Raw genomic sequence first — 18,367 nt, 5'->3', positions numbered from 1 at the left:
TATTTTATTAATATATGGATGATGGTAAATGTATTTTCCACCATTTACTAACGTTAGCGCTGCGCCACTCGTCTCATTGTTAGTAGCAGAGATAAAGAGAGATATTTAGAACGAATTATTATATCTGAAACGCAATTGCAGGGTACTACATACATACAAAGCAATTTGCAGACAGCAGCCACTGCTATGCCTGGTGAGGGAGATCTGTACATATTGGTAAAAGAGTGTGTAGCTGGGTCCAGAAGCGCACAGAAGAAACTGTATGATATGTACGCCCCCAAGGCCTTTGGCGTGATAAAGAGGTATGTGAGCGATAACGAGACACTGGCCGAGGAGATACTGAACGATTCGTTCTACAAAGTGCTGACGAAGCTGGGGCAGTACTCGTTCCAGGGGTCTTTCGAGGGGTGGATAAGGCGTATAGTGATCAATACCGCTACCGATCATATGCGCAAAAGCATCAGTAAGGAGAGCCACAAAGAGTTGCACCCTGATGATGCATCGGTAGGTAGCGAGCCGGTAGGTAAGATGACGCATAAAGAGCTGCTGGCCCTGGTGCAGTCGCTGCCGCAGGCACAGCGTACGGTCTTCAACCTCTTTGTGATGGAGAACTACGCACATAAAGAGATAGCGGAACTATTGAATATAAATGAGAACAACAGCCGGTGGTACCTGAACGATGCGCGCCGCAGGCTGAAAGAAAAAATAAGTTTCATCAATAAGTAGAAAAGGATGGAAAACAACATGAAAAATTTTGATGACCTTTTCAGGGAGGGGCTTGCCGACCATGCCGAGGTACCACCCCGCAGGGTGTGGGAGTCGCTGGAAAAACGGCTGGATACCACCGGTGCCGGCGCCAAACCGACAGGTACGGGATGGTACTGGTACGCAGGTATAGCCTCTGTGGCCCTGGTGGTGGGCAGCATAGCGCTGAACATGGGTGGCAAGAGCGAGAACACCGCTCCCGCAACCCCGGTAGCTACTGCTGCAGTGACCGATAACAAGGTGACACCAGCACAGGAAGCAGCCGCCACAGATATGGCTGCTACAGAGAACGGTCAGAAAAAAGCTGTGACATTCCGCCCGAAAGCTACAGGCAATGGCGGCGCTGCGCAGGAAGACAATAGCGCTACCCAGGTATCGCCCTATGGCAATGCGCCTGCGGTAGGGACCAAGCTGCATAGCTATGACGACTTTGACGAGCGTGCCGTAGCAAGCGCACAGAAACATGTGCCTGCCGGAGCCGATGATGCCGGTAACGCAGACTATAAAGTGAATAAGATACGCAAACACAGGCTGGTGGCCGCCGAAATGGTACCTGTAGGCGCCCCTGCAGTAGCTGCACATACGCCTGCCGAGACCGTAAAGAACACAAAGCAGCCAGAGAAGGCAGTGGTAGCCAGGAGCAACCCGCGCCCGGCCACACCCGGCGGCCCTGCCCAGCACAAACCTGTTGCCGGTGCGCATGGTACCACCAAGCCACCTGTACACCTGGCCCCTACAGAGCAGACACAGCCTACGGCCAAGGATGCTACCGCAGACAACAGCAATGTAGCGCCTGTGCAGCCACCTGTGGCCGAGGATGCTGCAACTACGCCTGTGGGTACACGCCCTGCGCCGGTAGCAACGCCTACAGCACAGAGACCTGCCGCCCCGGGTAGCATGGTAGCTGCTGCAAAACCGAAACCTGCGGCCGGAATGGTGACCCAGAGCAAACCCAGTACGGGTGGCAGCGAACCTGCGCGGGCGACAGACAGCGCTGCACAGGATGCAGGCACGCAGGAGGCCACATCCAACAGCTCTTCGGGAAAGAAGAAAGGTTTTTGGGGGATATTCAACAGACCGAAAAAAGAAAATGCCAAATAGACGCGTATAGCCTTACACAGTACGCTTATAGCGCCTTATGGAATACAGAACAGCTACCGTGCCGCCCCCTATGGGCGGCACGGTAGCATGGTTCTGAAAAATTTAGGAAAATAGTTATCTTGCAACTTCAGATAAAAAACAGAAATATGCCATTACGTTGGAGTCACGCTTTGTTATCTTTTGCAGCATCGGCGCTGTTGCTCACTTCCTGCAAGAAGGAGTATAGCCCCGACGAGGTTCTGCCTGTATCCTATTCGCCCTCTATCGTAGTAGGCAGCAACAACCAGGTACTTTATGGCATAAACCCCACTACAGGGGAGAAGAACTGGGAGCTGGGCCTGTCTTTCCCCGTAAAGGCATCGCCTATACTGTACAAGGGTAGTGTATACCTGGTATCATCCTTTCGTGACTCTGTGATAAAGATAAATGCCAAGACCGGCGAGGTGACCAAGCGTTTCTCATTTGGCGGTGGTGTAGGTACGGTATCTACCCCTATAGCCGATGGCAACCTGCTGTACATAGGCTCTTCTAACGGCAGACTGTATGCGATAGATACGGGCACGGGCATAGAAAAATGGAGCTATGCTACCAATGGGCCTATAGAATCGTCGCCGACAATACATGGAAACAATATTTATGTAGCTACTACTGTAGGTTCGGTATACCGATTTGAGAAGACAGCCGGCAATTCATCGGCCAATACATCTATTCCGGCCAGCCCTACCTGGAACCTAGATGTGCCGGGAGCAAGATTCGTATCGTCTCCCGCCGTGGCAGAGCCCTATATGTTCGTAGGTAGCATCAGCGACAGCAATATGTACTGTATATACCTAGACACGGCCGTAGTACGCTGGAGCTATAAAGCACTGGGCGCCATTCGCAGCTCGCCTGCGGCCTACGGTGGTACATGTATATTCGGCGCCAACGACTTCAGGGTATACTGCCTGGATACCACCATCGACCCGGTGAATGGTATGTTCACGCCCGAGGAGCGCTGGGTAGATAGCCTGTACAGCGAGGTGACATCATCGCCGTATGCCAGCAACCAAATGGTATATGTAGGCTGCAAGGACTATAAGCTGTATGCGCTGAGGATCATCAATGGCTCTGTAAAGTGGACGTTCGCTACGAATGGTATCATCACATCGAGCCCGGTACTGTATGGTAGCTCTGTATACATAGGCAGCTACGATAAGAACCTGTATGCGCTGGATACGCTGAGGGGAACACTGAAATGGAAATACAACGTGAATGGCCAGATAGACTGCTCGCCGGTGCTGGACGATTTCAGTAAGCTAACAGGCTACAACAGCCAGATAAGCGGGTATACCAACTAGAACAACATCTGTGATATTGATAGAAAGAGCTGCCCATTTAGGCGGCTCTTTCTGTTTGTACATGGCAGTAAAGCGCGTGTACCCACGTCTTTTTGCAATTATTAGGTATCCGTAAGAAATGCTCTGTAGGAGCAAAAGGTTTGTAAGGATATCCTTTATCAGGTCGTTGCTCCGTCAGGAGCTACCCACACAAGTAATACCATTTAGACTTTAATATCCGGCATTTGTAAAACCTGTAATAAGCCCCCTCCCCAACCCTCCCCAAACGGGGAGGGCGGTGTTACGTCCTATAATTCGCCATGCCGCCATTCTATGTCTAAACGATATAAACAGTAGCCACGAAAGGGAGAATGGTGTTATCGTCGCATGATCAATGAGCAGAAAAAAAGCTACCTGGTGGTAGCTTTGCAAAAGGAAGTCATGATAGTGTGTTATTTTTCTATGGCAGCTATCACCTCGTCGCTCATGGGCTTGGTGCGGTGCTCGAATATGGCCATCAGCTCGCCCTTTTCGTTGATGAGATATTTCTGGAAGTTCCACTTCACATCGCTGTCCTTGAAGCCATTGTGCTTCTTTTCGGTGAGCCACTGGTATATGGGGGCCTTGTCGTCGCCCTTTACAGTTATTTTGGCTGCCATAGGGAAGGTAACGCTGTAGTTCTTCTTGCAGAATGCAGCTATTTCTGTATTGCTGCCGGGCTCCTGCGCGCCAAAGTCATTGGCGGGGAAACCCACTATCACCAGCTTGTTCTTGTATTTCGCATACATCTTTTCCAGGTCGGCATATTGTGGGGTGTTGCCGCATTCCGATGCCGTGTTCACTATCAGTATCTTCTTGCCCTTGTATTTAGAGAAGTCTATAGTGCTGCCATCGAGCGCGGCCACCTTGAAGTCGTAGATACTTTTGGGCACATCGCCCTTGGGAGCGCTGAAAAAGAAAAGGAAATTGAAAAGCAGTAAAAGATGTGTTGCCATACTTTGTTGGTTTTAGGCGATAAAGGTAACGAAGATGGTATTGCGTTCGGTTTTTACTGTTATTTTTGGTTCTCATATATATTATGGCAAAACAGAAACAGCCGGGCAAGGCAAAACAGCAGCCCGCACCGGTGCAGCAACCCACACCCAAAGCGATACCTGTACAACCCATAGCTGCACCCTCACCTGCAGGTATGGCGCCCGTGAAATGGCTGATGATAATACTGGCCGCAGTGGTATTGCTTGTGAACATGCGCACCATAGGGTATGATTATACACTGGACGACCCGTTCTTTACCAAGGATAATCCTAATGTGAGCAAGGGCCTGTCGGCCATAAAGGAGTTCTTTACGCATGCGGCCTATTATGGCGTATTCAAGCATCACGATGCGTCCTACCGCCCGCTGATGCTTACCAGCTTTGCGCTGGAGAAAGACCTGTTCGGTTTCAACCCCGCCACGGGGCACCTTATAAACCTGCTGCTTTTTGCGCTGGAGGTGGTGGTTTTGTTCTCCCTTTTGCGCAGCATGTTCCGCAATGTATCGCCCTACATACCGTTCTTCATGACGTTGCTTTTTGCGCTGCACCCCATGCATACCGAGGTAATAGCCAGTATAAAGAGCCGCGACGAGATAATGGGGCTGCTTTTTTCGGCACTGGCGCTGCAGCGCACACTGCGCTATGCCGATGATGGGAAGATGAAGGATATGATACTATCGGGCGTATGGTTCTTCTGCGCCCTCATGTCTAAAGAGACGCCCATAGCCCTGGTGCTGATAGCGCCTATGACGGTGTGGTTCTTCCGTGATGCGCCTTTCTCTAAGATAGTAAGGATGACCGTGCCCTATGTAGCCGTAGCGGTAGTGTACCTGGCCATGCGTAGCATGTTCATAGAGAGCGATGGTGAAAAAGTGGTGATACTGGTGAACAACAACGGCCTGATGGCCGCTACCAACTATGCCGACAAGCTGGCCACTACCCTGTACATACAACTGAGATACCTGGTGATACTGCTGGTGCCGCACCCATTGTCGTACGACTATTCGTACAGCCAGATACCGATAATAGGGTTCTCCGATCCCAAGGCACTGGCGGCCGTGGCCGTTATCATTGCGCTGTTCGTATATGCGGTGCGTGGCTTTAAGAAGAAAGATGTGCTGGCATATTGCATATTGTTCTATGGCATGTCGGTCATCATCACATCGAACCTGCTGGTGGATATAGGCGCTACCATGGCCGAGCGTTTCATCTTTACCGGGTCGCTTGGGTATTGCATAGCGCTGGTATGGCTGCTGGCAAAGCTGCTAAAAGCGCCTGCCCGCGAGGTGAGCTTTGCCAACTCGCGTACATTGTTCGTGGCGGTGCTGGCCACAAGTGTACTGTATGGCGGCAAGACCATGGCCCGCAACGAGGCATGGAGAAGCAACCTGGACCTGTACCTGACAGGCATGGAAACGGCGCCCAATAGCTGGCGTGCCCAATACCTGCTGGGGGTAGAGTATACCCGCATGATGAATAAGGAGACCGATATGAATGTGAAACGCGAGCTGTATACGAAGACGGTAGTGGCATTCAACAGGAGCCTGCAGATATTGCCGAATAATAGTGATGTATACCTGCTGAAGGGATATGCCGAGGAATTTGCCGGGCAATACGATTCGGCCATTGTGTCTTACAGCAATACGGTGCGGCTGGATAGCGGCAATGCACAGGCGGCTGTGAACCTGGGTGGTGTATTCCTGCGCACAGGCAGGCTGGATGAGGCGATACACATACTATCGCGCGTATTGGCGAGGGATGGTGAGAATGTGGATGCCCTTACCAATATAGGCGCAGCACATGGCAATAAAGGGCTTTTCAGGGAGTCTATAGGTTTCTACGAAAAGGCGGTACGCCTGCGGCCCGAGCAACCGGCCAATGTATACATGAGCATGAGCAATGTGTACAGGTTCCTGGGCGATTCGGCCAGTACACAGAGATACAGGCAACTGATGGTAAAAGCTGCCGGCACCGCTGCCGCACAATAAGAAGCAGCTGTCAATGAGTGGACGCATAGGATAACTGATAAATATGTGGTTACGTATATTGTATAAAACATATGCATATGAGTGGCCTTCCGGGAGGGGGAAATGACGGTCAGTTATGTATAAATTTCTTGCAGTTATGGCATGGATAATGTATCTTTAAGCGCTATTGTTACATATATGCGTTCTATGGGGACGTATGTGTAGATGCTTGCAGAGGGGTGAGGAAAATATATGTAGCGAAAAATTCTTTGATCCTGACCAAAATAACCTTTCGTCTGCATGAAAAAGATCTTACTATTTATGGCCATGGTACTGGGTGCGCAGTTGCAGAAGGCCTCTGCCGCAGTTAGTATAACGCCAGCCTCTAACGGTACCAACATCTGTGCCAACCTTGCGGTGGGCGGTAGTACACCGGGCTATACCAACCTGGGCACCATCACTGTTTCGGAAGGCAATACCAACGATATAGCCACCGGTACGCCCCGCACATTTGTACTGAACGCACCTGCAGGGTGGCGGTTCAATACCGCGGTGACACCGACAACGGGTTTCACCACAGGCAGGAACATAGTATTCATGAACCTGGGTGGCTTTACGGCCACCTCGCTTACCGTGAACATATTTGTGACAGGTACCGGGCAGATAGACGTATTCACGGTAGGCAACCTGCAGGTGCAGGCTACCGCTACATCTTCTGCCTCAGGCAACATTACCGCTACTGTAGCAGGTATGGCGGGTGTTACATCGGGCGTTACCAATTTCGGTTCGCTGTCGCTTACGCCCATACTCACGCCATCGGTCGCTATCGGCGTATCGCCATCGGCCTCGGTATGTGCGGGTAGTACAGTATCTTTCAATGCTACACCTACCAATGGTGGTACACCTACTTACCAGTGGCAGGTAAATGGTGTATCTGTATCTGGTGCTACCACTACGGCTTATTCCAATGGTACCCTCACTGATGGCGATGTAGTAAGTGTGATAATGGGAGCTACCGGCTGTGTGACCCCTACCTTTGCTACTGCAAGCCAGGTGATGACCATCAACCCCATTCCGCCGGCAGTGACTGTGACCGGAGCGGGGACCTATTGCGATAGCGTGACACTTACAGCGGGGCCTTCCTCCGGTGGCACCATATACTTCCAGGGTACCAGTTTCAACGGTACATCTACGCTTTCACCTTCTACCTCCGAGTTCATCACTATACAGGGTTCTTACACCTACTATTTCAGAGAGCTGTCGGCAGAAGGCTGCTGGGGCGACCAGGGTAGTGCGAAAGTGACCATCAACCTTACGCCATCAGCGCTCACCATCACTCCTTCAACGGCTACCTTGTGCATGGGCGACAGCGCTACATTCGCAGCATCGGCCTTCGCTCCGGTAGTAGAGGTACTGGAGGCAGATTTCAATGGCGGCCTTGATGCCGGATGGACCATCACCAACCCCATAGGCCTTAACCCGCTGGGCTACTGGGCGCCCAAGGTGCCGCCGGCCCATGCAGCAGCCACACCCGGCGATGGCACACCATATATGCAGTCGTCGCCCGATGCTACATCTATGGGTACCATCACACAGACCATACTTACTTCACCATCGTTCTCTTTGGTAGGTTATACGGCAGCTACGCTTACATTCAACCAGTACTACCGTTTCTATGCCCCCGGCGATATAAATGTGACCGTAGATTATTCTATAGACGGAGGCGGGTCATGGCTGCCCATTCACAACCAGCTAGGCGCGGATGCTGGTGCTGCATCGTGGGACCCTACAGTGCCCAATGCTGTTGTGGCCCTTCCGGCAGATGCAATGGGTGAGCCCGATGTAAGGCTGAGGTGGAACTACCATTCCAATTTCGGCTGGTACTGGACCATTGACAATGTAAAAGTGGATGGTGCGTCTACACTCTCTTATACATGGACGGGTCTTGCAGGTGCATCGGGCCTTTCGTGCATCACATGCGATACAGTGACCATAACACCCGCTATGGTGGGCGACAATGTGTACAGCATCACTACCACTGCGGGCGGATGTACCGCCGGTACTACGCTTACCGTATCGGTGAATGCACTGCCAGATACCTTCTCTGTAATGGGCGGTGGCGCCTACTGTGCCGGTGGCGCAGGTGTAGATATAAGCCTGAGCGGATCGGAGTCGGATGTGGAATACCAGCTTTATAATGGCTCTGCCCCCATGGGTGCGCCCATGGCAGGTACAGGCGCTGCCATATCTTTTGGTACACAGACAATGGCAGGTACCTATTCGGTATCGGCCACAAATACACTGACCGGGTGCATGCGCGATATGCCGGGTACCGTAGAGGTGATCATCAACCCATTGCCCACCGTATTCAACGTGATGGGTGATGCTACATTCTGTGCTGATGATACAGGTGCGCACATCACGATGGATGGCTCGGAAGTGGGTGTGAGCTACCAATTGTACAATGGCTCTACCGCTATAGGCAGCCCTGTAGCAGGTACGGGTGCGGCGCTGGACCTCGGGCTGTTCACAGCATCGGGTACATATAGCGTGCAGGCCACTAACGATACTACTTTCTGTACCAACGATATGAACGGTACCCCTGTACTGGTGAACAATGCACTGCCTGTGGTATATAATGTAACAGGCGGCGGTAACTACTGCGCAGATGGCGCAGGTGTATTGGTGGGCCTTGATGGTTCACAATCGACCATAGACTACCAGTTGTACAATGGTGCATCTACAGTAGGTCTTCCAATGGGGGGCACAGGCACAGCCTTCGACTTCGGCCTGCAGGCAGCGGCCGGTACCTATACCGTACTGGCAACAGACCCCCTTACAGGCTGTGATGCCGTTATGGCCGGCAGTGCTGTGGTAGTGATAGACCCTGTACCTGTGGTAAGCGCAATATCGGGTAGCACCAACATCTGCGCAGGTACTACTACACTGCTCTCTACCGCTACTACAGGTGGTGTATGGAGCAGCAGCGATCCGGTAGTGGCCACGGTAGGTATATCGGGCATAGTAACGGGCGTTTTTGCCGGTGTTGTTACCATATCTTATACAGTTACCAATTCGCTGGGCTGTAGCACATCGGCCACGCATGGTATGACCATTGGCGACCCGATGCCTGCTATGGGTATACTGCCCGCAGGCGCTTCGATAACGCTGTGTGGTGGCGGCCCTGCCAACCTGATACTGACCGGCGGCACCAGCGGCCTGCTGTACCAGTGGACACTGGGCGGCAGCCCCATAGCCGGCGAGACCAATACTACATATGTGGCTACTGCACCGGGCGTATACGGTATGGTGGTAGACAATGGTACCTGCTCTGTGACACTGGTCACCAAGACGGTATTGGCTGCACCTGTAGCAGGTATAGACCTCAATACTTCAGGCAACTTCCTGTATACCGGTTCTTTCGCAACATACCAGTGGTACAGGAACGGTACGGCCATAGCAGGCGCTACCAGCAGCATGTATATGTCGCCATCGGCAGGTACTTATAAGGTGGTGGTAGCAGACGTGAACGGCTGCCCCGACACATCGGCCGACTACACTATAACCGCTACCGGCGTGACCACTACAGGTACCGCAATGGATGTGAAAGTATATCCTAACCCGGCATCGGCCACCATACATGTAGATGCTCCCGTGAAGGTAAAACTCGCAGTGATGTCTCCTGACGGACGTACTGTCAAGGCCGCAGGCCAGGAAGCGAATACAGTGAATGTAAGCGACCTGCCCAACGGTACTTATATGCTGCTGATATACGACGAACATTCTGTGCTGATAAAGACAGAACGTTTCTCGAAGATGAACTAATGATATCTTTTGTGGATAGAACGGAAAAGCTGCTGTAAAAGGCAGCTTTTTCTTTTACCCCCCATACCTGTCAAATTGTAAGCTGTAGCGGGTAATGATAGGCCAGGATGGCATTATATAGTGATCTTGTATGACATTATTTCCGCATAATTAGTTTGGAACACTTTTTATACATAATAGCTTGTAAAGAAAACGACACATGAACTTGAACAATTTCACGATAAAAGCACAGGAGATAGTGCAGCAGGCACAGCAACTGGCCTTCAATGCACAGAACCCCACTATAGAAACAGCACACTTTCTGCAGGCGCTACTGAACGATGGCGAAGGCCCGGTAGAGCACCTGCTGAAGAAGAACAATGTGAATGTATCATTTGTACAGGGCAAGCTGGCAGAACAGGTGAAAAAGCTACCTACCTTGCAGGGTGGGGAGCCTGCGCAGTCGCTGAGCCGCGATGCCAATAACGCATTGCTGCGAACAGCTGCTGTACTGAAGACATTCGGCGACGAGTTCGTAACACAGGAGCATATGCTCATAGCCATTTTGCAGGGCAATGACGATACCGCCAAGCTGCTGAAAGATGCAGGCCTTACGGAGAAGGGCGTAGTTGCGGCCATCAAAGAGCTACGCAAGGGTAGTACAGTGAATTCGCAGACATCGGACCAGCAGTACAACTCGCTGCAGCGCTATGCAAAGAACCTGAACGAGCTGGCCCGTAATGGCAAGCTGGACCCTGTGATAGGCCGTGATGAGGAGATACGCCGTACACTGCATATTCTCTCGCGCCGGTCGAAGAACAACCCCATACTGGTAGGTGAGCCGGGTGTAGGTAAAACGGCCATAGTAGAAGGACTGGCACATCGTATCATAAACGGCGATGTGCCGGACAACCTGAGGTCGAAGATCATATATGCGCTGGATATGGGCGCACTGATGGCGGGCGCCAAGTACAGGGGCGAATTCGAGGAAAGGCTGAAGGCAGTGATAAAGGAAGTGACCGAAAGCGATGGTGCGGTGATACTCTTCATAGACGAGATACACACCCTGATAGGCGCAGGTGCTATGGAAGGCGCCATGGATGCCGCCAACATACTGAAGCCTGCACTGGCACGCGGCGAGTTGCGTGCCATAGGCGCCACCACGCTGAACGAGTACCAGAAATATTTTGAGAAGGACAAGGCGCTGGAACGCCGTTTCCAGAAGGTGCTGGTAGATGAGCCAACACCCGAGGATGCGATATCGATACTGCGCGGTCTGAAGGACCGTTATGAAAGCCACCACCAGGTGCGCATAAAGGACGAGGCCATCATAGCGGCGGTAGAGCTTTCCAGCAGGTATATAACTGATAGATTTTTGCCTGACAAGGCCATAGACCTGATAGACGAGAGCGCTGCCAAGCTGAAACTGGAGCTGAACTCTATGCCCGAAGAACTGGATGAACTGGAACGCCGTATACGCCAGCTAGAGATAGAACGCGAGGCTATAAAGCGCGAGAACGATACAGAAAAGCTGAAAGAGCTGGGCCAGGAGATAAGTATGCTGACCGTGCAGCGAGATACCTTCAAGGCAAAGTGGGCCGAAGAGAAAGAGATAGTAGACAAGATAAACAAGGCCAAGAAGACCATAGAACAACTGAAGCTGGAGGCTGAACAGGCCGAGCGCGAAGGCGACTATGGGCGTGTAGCGGAGATACGCTATGGCAAGGTAAAGGAACAGGAGGCGGTGATAGAGGGCCTTTCGAAGCAACTGGATGAAATGAGCAGCCAGCACAAGCGACTGCTGAAAGAAGAAGTGGATGCAGAGGATATAGCAGAGAACGTGGCGAAAGCAACCGGCATACCTGTGCAACGTATGATGCAGAGCGAGCGCGAAAAACTGCTGAACCTGGAGGATGAACTACATAAGCGTGTGGTAGGCCAGGACGAGGCCATAACAGCCGTATCGGATGCGATACGCAGGGGTAGGGCAGGATTGCAGGACCCGAGGAAGCCGATAGGATCTTTCATATTCCTGGGTACTACAGGTGTGGGTAAGACAGAACTTGCAAAGGCGCTGGCCGAGATACTCTTTGATGACGACAGCATGATGACGCGCATAGACATGAGCGAATACCAGGAGAAGCACAGTGTGAGCCGCCTGGTGGGTGCGCCTCCCGGCTATGTGGGCTATGACGAGGGCGGCCAGCTTACAGAGGCCGTTAGAAGGAAACCCTATAGTGTGGTGCTGCTAGACGAGATAGAGAAAGCGCATCCGGATGTGTTCAACATACTGCTGCAGGTGCTGGATGATGGCCGCCTTACCGATAACAAAGGCCGCGTGGTGAACTTCAAGAACACCATAGTGATAATGACCAGCAATATGGGCAGCCATATCATACAGGAGAACTTTGCAGACCTGGAAGGAAAGGACATAGAAGATGTAATGGACGCCACTAGGGAGCAGGTGATGGAAGTGCTGAAACAATCGCTGAGGCCGGAGTTCCTGAACAGGATAGACGATATCATCATGTTCCACCCGCTGATGCGTAAGGAGATAAAAGGCATCATACGCATACAACTGGAAGGACTACAGAAGCAATTGTCTGCACAGGGTATAGACCTGAGGTTCACCGACTATGCGCTGGACTACCTGGTGCAGCGGGGCTTTGACCCACAGTATGGTGCAAGACCATTGAAGAGGGTGATACAGAAAGACATAATAAACCTGCTGAGCAAAAAGATAATAGGCGGTGAGATAGACAAGGCCAAGCCAGTGCTGATAGATGTGTTCGACGGAGTAGTGGCGATGCGTAACGAAGCTGTAGGAATGGAATAAGCCGAGAGTAGTATGAGTCCTATGCAGGCCCGGATCTTTTAGAAGAGGATCCGGGCCTTTTTTTGCAATATCGTTGACACTGGCCTGGTCCCATATTTCTGGAATAAGAGGTATATTTGAGGTATACTGCGAACAAGAAGATGGATAACCAACAAGACAAAAAACCGAATGCGGAGAACCCGGAGAGTTTGCTCAATTTGAAGCTGACCAAACCTAAGATAGTGGCTGCCGGTATACCTGCTGTGCTATCGAGCGCGAAGCATGTGTTCGGTGAGATGGACCTTGCGCGTGGTATGAAGGCCTTGCTGGCGCTGAACCAGAAAGATGGTTTCGACTGCCCCGGCTGTGCCTGGCCCGACCCTGACGGGCACCGATCGAAGATAGCAGAGTACTGCGAGAACGGCGCCAAAGCCATAGCAGAGGAAGCCACCACAAAAAAACTGACACCGCAGTTCTTCAAAGACAATTCGGTATACGAGCTGGCCAGGCTGAACGACTATGAGATAGGCAAGAAGGGCAGGGTAGCACAACCGATGTACCTGCCCGAGGGCGCAACACACTACCAGCCCATAAGCTGGGATGATGCCTTTACCAGGATAGCCGTTCATCTGAACAAGCTCAGTTCGCCTGATGAGGCGGTCTTCTATACGTCGGGGCGGACGGGTAATGAGGCTGCATTCCTTTACCAGTTGTTCGCAAGGGAATATGGTACTAACAACCTGCCCGACTGCTCGAATATGTGTCATGAATCGAGCGGGGTGGCGCTGAATGAATCGGTGGGGCTGGGTAAGGGGTCGGTGAAGCTGGAAGACTTTGCCAAGGCCGAAGTGATCATCATACTGGGGCAGAACCCGGGTACGAATCACCCGCGTATGCTCTCGGCACTGCAGGAGGCAAAGGAGAACGGAGCCACTATCATATCGGTGAACCCACTGCCGGAGACCGGGCTTATAGGCTTCAGCAATCCACAAACGGTGAAGGGTGCATTGGGTATCAAGGCCAGGCTGACAGATATTTTCCTGCAAGTAAAACTGAACGGAGATATGGCCCTACTAAAGGCCATAGAGCTACTGCTGCTGGAGGAAGAGGAAAGAGCGCCCGGTACGGTGTTCGACCAGGAATTCATAAAAGAAAGGACAGCAGGATATGAGGAGTTCGTAAAAGGTATAAAGCGATATAATGTAGAAGAACTGGCCGCTGCTGCAGGCATATCGATGGATCAGATGCGGCAGACCGCAGAGGTTTTTAAGAAGAAAAGCAAGATAATAGCTTGCTGGGCCATGGGGCTGACGCAGCATAAAAATGCTGTAGATACCATAAAAGAGGTGGTGAACCTGCTGCTGCTGAAAGGCAGTATAGGCAAGCCGGGAGCGGGCACCTGCCCTGTGCGTGGCCACAGCAATGTGCAGGGCGACCGCACAATGGGCATAAACGAAAAGGCCCCGCAAAAGTTCCTGGATAACATAGAGCGCGTATACGGCTTCAGGCCGCCGCAGCATCATGGGTATGATGTGGTAGAGGCCATACATGCCATGCACGAGGGAAAGGCGAAGGTATTCATAGCTATGGGTGGCAACTTTCTGAGCGCTACGCCCGATACGGTATATACGGCAGAGGCGCTGCGCAGGACGGACCTGACCGTACATGTATCGACCAAGCTGAACCGCAGCCACCTGGTGACCGGTAAGGAGGCCATGATACTGCCCTGCTGCGGCCATACCGACCTGGATATGATGAATGGTGAGGCGCAGTTCATAACCTGCGAGAACTCGATGGGTGTGGTGCAGATGTCGAAGGGTAGTTTGAAGCCGATATCGGAGTATTTGCTGGGCGAGCCACTGATAGTAGCCAAACTGGCGAAAGCCACCCTGGGCGACCGATCGAAGGTGAATTGGGACCTTTACATGCAGCACTACGACTATATACGCAACGATATAGAACTGGCCATACCGGGCTTTGAGGATTACAACAAACGGGCAAGGATATTGGGCGGCTTTTACCTTCCCAACGGCCCACGGGAGGGGAAATTCAACACCTTTAATGGCAAAGCGAATTTCACCACATCGGATGTGACCTTTACAAAGCTGGCCCCTGATGAACTAATGATGCAAACACTGAGAAGCCATGACCAGTTCAATACCACCATATATGGGTTGAACGACCGCTACCGTGGTGTTTTCAATGAGCGCAGGGTCATCTTTATGAACGAGAAAGATATAACACGCCTGGGTTTTGCCGCAGGTGACCTGGTGGATCTCTATAACTACCATGGCGGTAAAGAACGTGTGGCACATAAGTTCATCATCATACCCTTCAGTATTCCCGAGCAATGCACGGCCACCTACTTCCCTGAAACAAATGTGCTGGTGCCTATAGACAGCACAGCCGATAAAAGCAATACACCAACATCGAAGATGGTGATACTAAAGCTGAGGAAGCATGTGGAGTAATATGCTGAATAGTATGGAAAAAGTTGGTGAAGAATTTTTATTACCAGACAAATGTCCGTAAATTTGTGACAAATGTCATTTTTATGGCCGGCGACAAAAAACAAAAAGAGGCGAAAGAATACAAAACAACAGAAGAAGAAACGACAAGTTATTTGTCAGAGCCCTTTGCCAGTTATGGCTCAATGCCATTCAATGCAGCGGTACGCACTGTAGGTATAATGGGCATGGGGGGCAAAAAGGACTTCGCAACTGTGAAAAGCGAGAGTGACCTGATAAACCTGATACGCACCGGAATACCAAGGCAAGCAATGGATAACCTGATGGTTGTAGCCGACCTGTCGCTGAATGAAATGGCAGCCATAGTACATACATCGGACAGGACACTACGCAGATATACACCCGATCAGAAGCTGTCGCAAGAGCAATCGGAGCGGATGATAGAAATGGCAAAACTGTACAGCAGGGGGGAAGAAGTTCTGGGTTCCCTGGGGGAGTTCAGGCAATGGATGGATACCGAACTGCACACATTCGGAAATAAGCGCCCCAAAGAATTTCTTGATACATCGCTGGGTATAACCATGATAATGGAAGAACTGGGTAGGATACAACATGGCATATTCGCATAATGATAGTATACCGAATAGCCGACTGCAGGTACATAACTGACCTTACAGGTACCGGTGCCGCCCTGTATGGTGGCAGATGGAACAGCAAGAATACCTATATGCTGTATACTGCCCAAAGTGCATCGCTGGCATTGCTGGAGGCAATAGTACATATGGGCAAATTGCCACCAAGCGGGTTCTGCATGGCCAGGATAGAGCTACCCGACAGTATAGCCCCTGCGGTACGACCCGAAAAGCTGCCGAAAGAATGGTACACAAGTCCCCCTCCCGATGTATTGAAAGGCCTTGGTGACGGTTTTGTAAAAAGAAACGAGTTCTTGGCCATGCCTGTGCCTTCGGTACTAGTGAATGAGGAGTATAACTACCTGATAAATCCTCACCATCCATTGGCGCCGAAAATACGGTCGCTGGAAACAAAACCTATGAACATAGACGGGCGTATCTTCAAAAAATGATATAGCATGAACGGGTAGCTGCACGGATCGCCGTAATTTTGCAGCCTTATGCTGATCTCATTACAAAATATCACATTTTCATTCGGGGCGAGGGAGATACTGGAAGATGCCAACTGGCAGATAGGCACAGGCGAACGTATAGGCCTTGTAGGTAGCAATGGTGCAGGCAAGAGTACCCTGCTGCGACTGATGACAGGTGCTTATACCCCCGATAGCGGAGTTATCAATAAACCGAAAGATGTTTCATTGGGGTTCTTCAACCAGGACCTTCTCAGTTTCTCTACCAAAGAATCTATACTGAAAGTAGGCATGCAGGCCTTTGAGAAGGCGCACAAGGTAGAAAAGGAAATGGAGCGCATAATGAAGGAGCTGGAAAGCAAGCCCGACGATGCCGACCTGTTGGACGATTACAGTCATGCCCTGCACGATTTTGAAGTAGCAGGTGGCTATGAGATGGAGCATCGAAGCGCCGAGGTGCTGGAGGGGCTGGGTTTTTCTACTGCCGACCTGCAACGCCCATACGACCAGTTCAGCGGGGGATGGCGTATGCGTGTGCTGCTGGCCAAGATGATGCTGCAACAACCCGAGCTGCTGCTACTGGACGAACCTACCAACCACCTGGACCTTCCCTCAATAGAATGGCTGGAGCGATACCTGATAGGGTATCCCGGGAGTGTGGTGATAGTATCGCACGACCGCTACTTCCTGGACAGGATGGTGACCAAGATAGTAGAGGTATGGCAGCGCGATCTGCACCAGTACAGTGGCAACTATACCTTCTTCCAGAAGGAGAAGGCAGAGCGTATGGAACTACAACAGCGGGCCTTTGAGAACCAACAGGAATATATACGCCAGCAGGAGCGTTTCATAGAGCGTTTCCGTGCAAAGGCCACCAAGGCAGCGGCCGCACAGAGCGCCATAAAGCGACTGGATAAGCTGGACATCATAGAAGCGCCAGACGGATCGGTGCCGGTGATGAACATCAACTTTGATGTAGCAGTGCAGCCGGGCAAGATAATATGTACGCTTACCGAGGTAAGCAAACGCTTTGGCGACCTGACCATACTGGACAATGCCAGCGCCGAGATAAACCGCGGCGATAAGATAGCGCTGATAGGCGCCAACGGCAAGGGTAAATCGACATTGCTGCGCATCATTACCGGGCAGGAGCCTATAGAGGGAGAGCGTAAATGGGGCCACAATGTAGAGGAGAGCTTCTACGCACAGCACCAGCTAGAGGCGCTGAACATAGAGCTGGAGATACTGGAAGAAATGAAACGTGCCGGCAGCGGGAAGACCGAGCTGGAACTGCGCCAGCTGCTGGGCTGTTTCCTGTTCAGCGGAGATGATGTGTTCAAGAAGATAAAGGTGCTATCGGGCGGGGAGAAGGCGAGGGTAGCGCTGGCAAAGGTGATAGCCGCCAAGGGCAACTTCCTGCTGCTGGACGAACCTACCAACCACCTGGATATGCAGTCGGTAGAGATGCTGATAGATGCGCTGAACAAATACAAGGGCACCCTCATCATCGTATCGCATGACCGTTACTTCATAAGCCGTACGGCTAATAAGATATGGAACATAGAGGAGGGCAAGATAAACGAGTTCGTAGGCGGGTACGATGAATGGGATGTGTGGCATAAGGACAAAATAAAGCGCGAGCAGGCACAACCTGTACAGAAGGCAGCACCTGTAGTACGGAAAGAAGAAAAGCCTGCAGCGCCCAAGAGCAATGTGAGCAACGACCAACTGAACGCACTGAAAAAGGAATACCAGAAACAGCAGAAAGCTTTCCAGAAGCTGGAAGAAGAGATAAATAAGCTGAAAGGGGAGACCGCTGCGCTAGAGGCCAAACTGGCCGATCCTGCGTTCTACTCTAACAAGGCCGAATTCATGAAGGTGGATGAGGCATACCGCACACATAGCGCAAAGCTGGAAGCGCTGAACAAGGAGTATGACAAAGCCTTTGAGGCCCTGATGGAACTGGAGGAAAAGATAGGCAGGTAAAAAGGATGA

At 51.5% G+C, this 18,367-nt stretch carries 11 protein-coding genes; 10 read left to right on the top strand and 1 reads right to left on the bottom strand.

The window, feature by feature from the left end; genetic code table 11:
* Positions 1-186 precede the first annotated feature (186 nt).
* The 3 genes from ABD843_RS13570 to ABD843_RS13560 all read left to right on the top strand — a co-directional run bounded on the left by ABD843_RS13570 (position 187) and on the right by ABD843_RS13560 (position 3,203).
* A complete protein-coding gene (locus tag ABD843_RS13570) occupies positions 187-726 on the top strand; it encodes an RNA polymerase sigma factor (RefSeq protein WP_345084409.1) in 540 nt (179 codons plus the stop codon).
* A gap of 18 nt (positions 727-744) precedes the next feature.
* Complete coding sequence (locus tag ABD843_RS13565) at positions 745-1,866, top strand: hypothetical protein (RefSeq protein ID WP_345084069.1); 1,122 nt, start codon at positions 745-747, stop codon at positions 1,864-1,866.
* 146 nt (positions 1,867-2,012) lie between these two features.
* Complete coding sequence (locus ABD843_RS13560; protein ID WP_345084066.1) at positions 2,013-3,203, top strand: outer membrane protein assembly factor BamB family protein; 1,191 nt, start codon at positions 2,013-2,015, stop codon at positions 3,201-3,203.
* A gap of 431 nt (positions 3,204-3,634) precedes the next feature.
* On the opposite strand, the gene ABD843_RS13555 is transcribed toward ABD843_RS13560, so the two are convergent.
* Positions 3,635-4,177 (bottom strand): glutathione peroxidase, encoded by a 543-nt coding sequence (locus tag ABD843_RS13555; protein WP_345084063.1) that lies wholly within the window; start codon positions 4,175-4,177, stop codon positions 3,635-3,637.
* A gap of 83 nt (positions 4,178-4,260) precedes the next feature.
* On the opposite strand from ABD843_RS13555, the gene ABD843_RS13550 reads away from it, so the two are divergent.
* The 7 genes from ABD843_RS13550 to ABD843_RS13520 all read left to right on the top strand — a co-directional run bounded on the left by ABD843_RS13550 (position 4,261) and on the right by ABD843_RS13520 (position 18,358).
* Complete coding sequence (locus ABD843_RS13550) at positions 4,261-6,204, top strand: tetratricopeptide repeat protein (protein WP_345084060.1); 1,944 nt, start codon at positions 4,261-4,263, stop codon at positions 6,202-6,204.
* Between the two features lie 279 nt (positions 6,205-6,483).
* Positions 6,484-10,008: a T9SS type A sorting domain-containing protein gene (locus ABD843_RS13545; RefSeq protein WP_345084057.1), complete on the top strand. Its 3,525-nt coding sequence runs from the start codon at positions 6,484-6,486 to the stop codon at positions 10,006-10,008.
* Positions 10,009-10,207: 199 nt separating this feature from the next.
* Positions 10,208-12,823, top strand: coding sequence for an ATP-dependent chaperone ClpB (gene clpB, locus ABD843_RS13540; RefSeq protein WP_345084054.1), 2,616 nt, complete (start codon positions 10,208-10,210; stop codon positions 12,821-12,823).
* Between the two features lie 140 nt (positions 12,824-12,963).
* Complete coding sequence (locus ABD843_RS13535; protein ID WP_345084051.1) at positions 12,964-15,273, top strand: FdhF/YdeP family oxidoreductase; 2,310 nt, start codon at positions 12,964-12,966, stop codon at positions 15,271-15,273.
* Between the two features lie 83 nt (positions 15,274-15,356).
* On the top strand, positions 15,357-15,899 hold the full coding sequence (parS, locus tag ABD843_RS13530; protein WP_345084048.1) for a type II RES/Xre toxin-antitoxin system antitoxin: 543 nt from the start codon (positions 15,357-15,359) through the stop codon (positions 15,897-15,899).
* Positions 15,899-16,354 carry an RES family NAD+ phosphorylase gene (locus ABD843_RS13525; protein WP_345084045.1) on the top strand — a complete coding sequence of 152 codons (456 nt, stop codon included), beginning with the start codon at positions 15,899-15,901 and terminating at the stop codon, positions 16,352-16,354. The genes parS and ABD843_RS13525 overlap by 1 nt, the downstream gene beginning before the upstream one ends.
* A gap of 48 nt (positions 16,355-16,402) precedes the next feature.
* Positions 16,403-18,358 carry an ABC-F family ATP-binding cassette domain-containing protein gene (locus ABD843_RS13520; protein WP_345084042.1) on the top strand — a complete coding sequence of 652 codons (1,956 nt, stop codon included), beginning with the start codon at positions 16,403-16,405 and terminating at the stop codon, positions 18,356-18,358.
* Positions 18,359-18,367: the final 9 nt, after the last annotated feature.

The sequence above is a fragment of the Nemorincola caseinilytica genome, from assembly GCF_039540515.1.
GTDB classification, from domain to species: Bacteria; Bacteroidota; Bacteroidia; order Chitinophagales; family Chitinophagaceae; genus Nemorincola; species Nemorincola caseinilytica.
The sequence above is the reverse complement of the archived record's forward strand: the minus strand, read 5'-3'. Positions and strand labels throughout refer to the sequence as shown.